This is a genomic window from Hydrogenophaga sp., assembly GCF_051007235.1.
Lineage (GTDB): Bacteria > Pseudomonadota > Gammaproteobacteria > Burkholderiales > Burkholderiaceae_C > Hydrogenophaga.
Map to the genome: position 1 here is coordinate 1 of NZ_JBPCSJ010000578.1, position 5,031 is coordinate 5,031.

5 protein-coding genes are annotated in these 5,031 nt (G+C 69.3%); 4 read left to right on the top strand and 1 reads right to left on the bottom strand.

Features of this window, described 5'->3' with window-relative positions; all coding sequences use genetic code 11:
* Positions 1–2,049: DNA polymerase (locus ACR2JA_RS20695; protein ID WP_434010946.1), on the bottom strand; the 2,049-nt coding region annotated here is incomplete at its 3' end.
* A gap of 70 nt (positions 2,050–2,119) precedes the next feature.
* Here ACR2JA_RS20695 and ACR2JA_RS20700 point away from each other — a divergent pair.
* The 4 genes from ACR2JA_RS20700 to ACR2JA_RS20715 are packed head-to-tail and all read left to right on the top strand — an operon-like array spanning position 2,120 to position 5,031.
* Positions 2,120–2,446: a hypothetical protein gene (locus tag ACR2JA_RS20700; RefSeq protein ID WP_434010947.1), complete on the top strand. Its 327-nt coding sequence runs from the start codon at positions 2,120–2,122 to the stop codon at positions 2,444–2,446.
* 19 nt (positions 2,447–2,465) lie between these two features.
* Complete coding sequence (locus ACR2JA_RS20705) at positions 2,466–3,476, top strand: homoserine kinase (RefSeq protein WP_434010948.1); 1,011 nt, start codon at positions 2,466–2,468, stop codon at positions 3,474–3,476.
* Entirely contained in the window at positions 3,473–4,273 is an 801-nt protein-coding gene (locus ACR2JA_RS20710; protein ID WP_434010949.1) for a BPSS1780 family membrane protein, read from the top strand. Before ACR2JA_RS20705 ends, ACR2JA_RS20710 begins: the two co-directional genes overlap by 4 nt.
* Entirely contained in the window at positions 4,270–5,031 is a 762-nt protein-coding gene (locus ACR2JA_RS20715; protein ID WP_434010950.1) for a FecR domain-containing protein, read from the top strand. Before ACR2JA_RS20710 ends, ACR2JA_RS20715 begins: the two co-directional genes overlap by 4 nt.

Genomic DNA, 5,031 nt, shown 5'->3' on the forward strand with positions numbered 1-5,031 from the left:
GTTCTGCAGGTTGGGGTCGTTGCTGGACAGGCGCCCGGTCACGGCCACCGCCTGGGCGTAGTGGGTGTGCACGCGGCCGGTCTTCGGGTCGGCCATCTGCGCCAGCTTGTCGGTGTAAGTGCCCTTGAGCTTGATCAGGCTGCGGTGCTCCAGGATCTTGGCCGGCAGGGGGTAGTCCTCGGCCAGTTTTTCCAGCACCTCTTCATCGGTGCTGCGCGCGCCGGTGGCGGTTTTCTTGATGACCGGTAGGCCCAGCTTGTCGAAGAAGATCTCGCCCAGCTGTTTGGGGCTGCTGAGGTTGAAGGGCTGTCCGGCGATCTCGTACGCCTCCTGCTCCAGCGCGAAGATGCGCTGGCCCAGTTCGTGGCTTTGTTTGGCCAGCGTGGGTGCGTCGATCAGCACGCCGTTGCGTTCGATGCGGTAGAGCGTTTCGCTGCTGGCGATTTCCAGTTCGTAGATGAACTTCAGCTTGGCATCGGCCTCGATCTGCGGCCACAGCACGCGGTGCACGTCCAGGGTCTGGTCGCTGTCCTCGCACGAGTATTCGGCGGCCTTGGCCACGTCAACCTGCGCGAACGGGATCTGGTGCGCGCCCTTGCCGCATAGGTCTTCGTACTGGATACCGCTGCGGCCCAGGTGGCGCTCGGCCAGGCTGCTCAGGCCGTGTGGCTTGTGCACCTCCAGCACGTAGCTCTGCAGCATGGTGTCGTGCACATAGCCCTGCACCTCGATGCCGTGGTTGGCGAACACGTGACGGTCGTACTTGATGTGTTGTCCGAGCTTGTGCTTGGCCGGGTTCTCCAGCCAGGGATTGAGCCGGGCCAGCACCGCGTCCAGCGGCAGCTGCTCGGGCGCGTCCGGTCCTTCGTGATTGAGCGGGATGTAGGCCGCCTCGCCCGGCGTCACGCTGAAGCTGATGCCCACGATCTGCGCCACCATGTCGTCCAGCGAGGTGGTTTCGGTGTCGATGGCGGTGAGCTCGGCGGCTTCGATCTTCGTCAGCCAGCGGTCGAAGGCGTCCCAGGTGAAGATGGTGTCGTACGTCAGGTGGCTGGCGCGTGGCGCGGCCGCGGCGGGTTCGGCGAACAGGTCGTCGGTGCCGCCCGGCGCCGCAGCGGGTGCCGGCGTGGATGCTGGCGTTGTGGGTTCGCCACCGCCCAAGGCTTTGGCCAGGCCCTTGAAGCCGTAGGTTTCGTAGAACGTGCGCAGCGGCGCGGTCTGCGGCTCGCCCATGCGCACCGCGTCCAGCGCCGGCAGGCCGGGCACCCAGCCGTTGAGGTCGCAGTCGGTCTTGATGGTCAGCAGCTGCCGGCCGGTGGGCAGCCAGTCCAGCGCCTTGCGCAGCTTCTCGCCCACGGCACCTTTCACCTGATCCGCCTGCGCGATGAGGGCGTCCACCGAGCCGTATTCCTGCAACAGCTTCACGGCGGTCTTGGGGCCCACGCCCTGCACGCCGGGCACGTTGTCCACCTGGTCGCCCACCAGCATCTGGTAGTCCAGCATCAGGCGGGCGGGCACGCCGAACTCGGCCTCCACGCCGGCCAGGTCGCGCACCTTGCCGCTCATGGTGTCGATGATGGTGATGTGCTGGTTCACCAGCTGCGCCAGGTCCTTGTCGCCGCTGCTGATCAGCACCTCGATGCCCTGCTGCGCCGCCGTCACGGCCAGGGTGCCGATCACGTCATCGGCCTCCACGCCGGGCACGTCCAGCACCGGCCAGCCCGAGAGGCGCACCACTTCGTGGATGGGCACGATCTGGCTGCGCAGGTCGTCCGGCATGGGGCTGCGCTGGGCCTTGTAGTCGGGGTAGAGGGCGTCGCGGAAGGTAGGCCCCTTGGCGTCGAACACGCAGGCCGCCCAGGTGGACGGGTAATCCTTGAGCAGCTTCTGCATCATGTTGATCATGATGCGGATGGCGCCAGTCTTGAGCACCGTGCCGTCGGACAGGGTGGTGCTCATGGCCTCGCCGCCGGCAAAGAAGGCACGGTAGAGATAACTGGAGCCGTCGACGAGCAGCAGGCGCGGGGTGGTCGGGGTTTGTTCGGGCATGGGGGCGATTGTCGGGGATGCATGGCCCCACCGCGGGCGCCGCCGGGGGCGGCCTGCCTACAATCCGGGCATGTCCCGCACACTTGCCCCCCGCCACCCGCTGCTGGCCGCCATGCTCGCCCTGTGCGCCAGCGCCGCCCTGGCCCAGGCCGCGCTCCCGCCGGCCGCACCGGCTCCGGCCGATGCCACCGAGCCGCGCATCGAACGCATCCAGCACGAAGACGCGCTCACCCGCGTGGACGAGCTGCGCGTGGCCGGGCAGACCCGCAGCATCACGGTGCAGCCCAAGAACGGCGCCCCGGCCTACGACGTGGCCCCCGCCACCGGTGGCGAAGACCCCAACGCCGCCCGCAACGGCAGCACCGGCAAAAGCCGCTGGCGCCTGCTGGATTTCTGATCTCCCCTCCCCCAACCCCATGGCCGTCTACACCGAAGTCCCGTTTGCGCAAGCCGCCGCCCTCATCGAACGCCTGAACCTGGGCGTGCTGACCGACCTGCGCGGCATCCAGGGCGGCATTGAAAACACCAACTACTTCGTCACCTGCGAGCGCGACGGCACGACCGAGGAGCACGTGCTCACCGTGTTCGAGCGCCTGAGCTTCGAGCAGCTGCCCTACTACCTGCAGCTGATGAAGCACCTGGCGGGCAAGGGCATCCCGGTACCGGCGCCGGCCGGCGACGCGCAGGGCAACATCCTGCACACCCTGCAAGGCAAGCCCGCCGCGGTGGTGGAAAAACTGCACGGCAAAAGCAACCTGGCCCCGGGCGTGGAACATTGCCGCGCCGTGGGCGACATGCTGGCGCGCATGCACCTGGCCGGGCGTGACTTCGCCCTGAGCCAGCCCAACCTGCGCGGCCTGCCCTGGTGGAACGAGACCGTGCCGGTGGTGCTGCCGCACCTGAGCGACGCGCAGCGCGCCCTGATCCGCACCGAACTGGCCTACCAGAACCACGTGGCCGCCAGCGCGGCCAGCACCGCCCTGCCGCGCGGCCCGGTGCACGCCGACCTGTTCCGCGACAACGTGATGTTCGAAGGCGAGCAGCTCACCGGCTTCTTCGACTTCTATTTCGCCGGGAACGACAGCTTCCTGTTCGACCTGGCGGTGTGCCTGAACGACTGGTGCATCCGCCACGCGGCCGACGACACCGACGGCCAGCACGACGAAGCACGCGCCCAGGCCATGCTGGCCGCCTACCAGGCGGTGCGCCCGCTGACCGCTGCCGAACGCCAGCTGCTCCCCGCCATGCTGCGCGCCGGCGCCCTGCGCTTCTGGCTCTCGCGCCTGTGGGACTGGCACCTGCCCCGCGAAGCCAGCATGCTGCAACCGCACGACCCCACGCATTTCGAGCGCGTGCTGCGCCACCGCGTGGCCCAGACCACCCAGCGCGAGCCTGGCCTGCTGACCGCGGAGGCCACGGCCACATGAAACTCAACGTCGTTCCCGCCCGCACCGGCCTGACCTGGGTGCGCCTGGGTGTGCGCACCTTCCTGCGCCAGCCGCTGGCCATGGGGGGCCTGTTCTTCATGTTCATGGGCTCGGTGTCGGTGCTGTCGGCGGTGCCGCTGATCGGTGCCGCGCTGGCGCTGGTGCTGGTGCCGGCCGCCACGCTGGGGCTGATGGCCGCCAGCCGCGAGGCCGAGGCCGGGCGTTTCCCCATGCCGCTGACGCTGGTGACCGCCTTTCGCGAAGGGCCCCAGCGCACCAAGGCCATGCTCACGCTGGGCGCCGGTTACGCCGGGGTGATCCTGCTGCTCATGCTGCTGGCAGCCTTGCTGGCCAGTGGCGGTGAGGCCGCGCCGGCCCTGAACGACGGCGAGGTCACGCCCGAAGCGGTGCGCGCCGCCTTCTCCGGTGGCGAGATCTGGTGGATGCTGCTGCTCTACCTGCCGGTGCTGGCCGCCTTCTGGCACGCGCCGGCGCTGGTGCACTGGCACAGCGTCAGCCCGGTCAAGAGCCTGTTCTTCAGCCTGCTGGCCTGCTGGGCCAACAAGGGCGCCATGCTGGTGTTCATGGGCGGGTGGATGGTGGTGTTCGCCACCGTCGGCCTGCTGCTGAGCCTGCTGGCCGGCCTGCTGGGCAGCGCCGAGGCCCTGCAGGTGGTGCTGTACCCGCTGGTGCTGCTGATGGCCGCGATGTTCCACACCTCGATCTGGTTCACCTTCCGCGACAGCTTCCTGGACGAGGCGACCACCGCGCCCACCACCACCGGAGACCCCGCATGACCGCACACACCCTGCAAGGCCGCAGCGAGGCCGAAGTCACCTGGTTCCAGCGCCGCGAGGCCATCGCCGCCGCGGGCGCCTGGCTGGCCCTGGGCGGCTGGGACACGGCGGCCGCACAGCAACGCGGCAACGTGGTGGAGTTCGTGGGCGACATCCTGCTCAACGGCCGGCGCATGTTGCCGCAGCAGACGGTGCAGACCGGCGACGAAGTCCAGACCGGCCCCGGCTCGCGCCTGGTGTTCGTCATCGGCGACGCGGCCTTCCACGTGCGGCAGAACTCGCGCCTGAGCGTCGAACGCGGCGCCACGCTCAACGCCGTGAGCCTGCTGCGCCTGCTCACCGGTGCGGTGGTCAGCGTGTTCGGCCGCGGCAGCAACCGCACCATCAGCACCCCCACGCTGACCGCCGGCATCCGCGGCACCGGCGTGTACACCGAGGTGATGGACGACCAGGGCGGCCGCACCTATTTCTGCAACTGCTATGGCGCGGTGGACGTGGCCGCCGGCACCGACCGCGCGTTCTCGCAGGCCAGCTACCACCAGAGCTTCTGGGGTGAGCCGGCGGCGCGCAATGGCCGCTTCATCCGCCCGGCCAACGCCATCAACCACACCGACGAGGAACTGGAGTTCCTGGCCCGCCTGGTCGGCCAGCGCACCGCCTGGCAGATCGCGGGCAGGAAGGGCATCAAGGACGGCAAGGGCTACATGGACGACCAGGCCGGCCAGATGCACCCGGCGATGACGATGCCGGTGCGCTGA

What these genes read in the sequence shown, in the direction of transcription:
- ACR2JA_RS20715 (WP_434010950.1), top strand. Translation starts at nt 4,270, where the DNA reads ATGACCGCACACACCCTGCAAGGCCGCAGCGAGGCCGAAGTCACCTGG.
- ACR2JA_RS20700 (WP_434010947.1), top strand. Translation starts at nt 2,120, where the DNA reads ATGTCCCGCACACTTGCCCCCCGCCACCCGCTGCTGGCCGCCATGCTC.
- ACR2JA_RS20710 (WP_434010949.1), top strand. Translation starts at nt 3,473, where the DNA reads ATGAAACTCAACGTCGTTCCCGCCCGCACCGGCCTGACCTGGGTGCGC.
- ACR2JA_RS20705 (WP_434010948.1), top strand. Translation starts at nt 2,466, where the DNA reads ATGGCCGTCTACACCGAAGTCCCGTTTGCGCAAGCCGCCGCCCTCATC.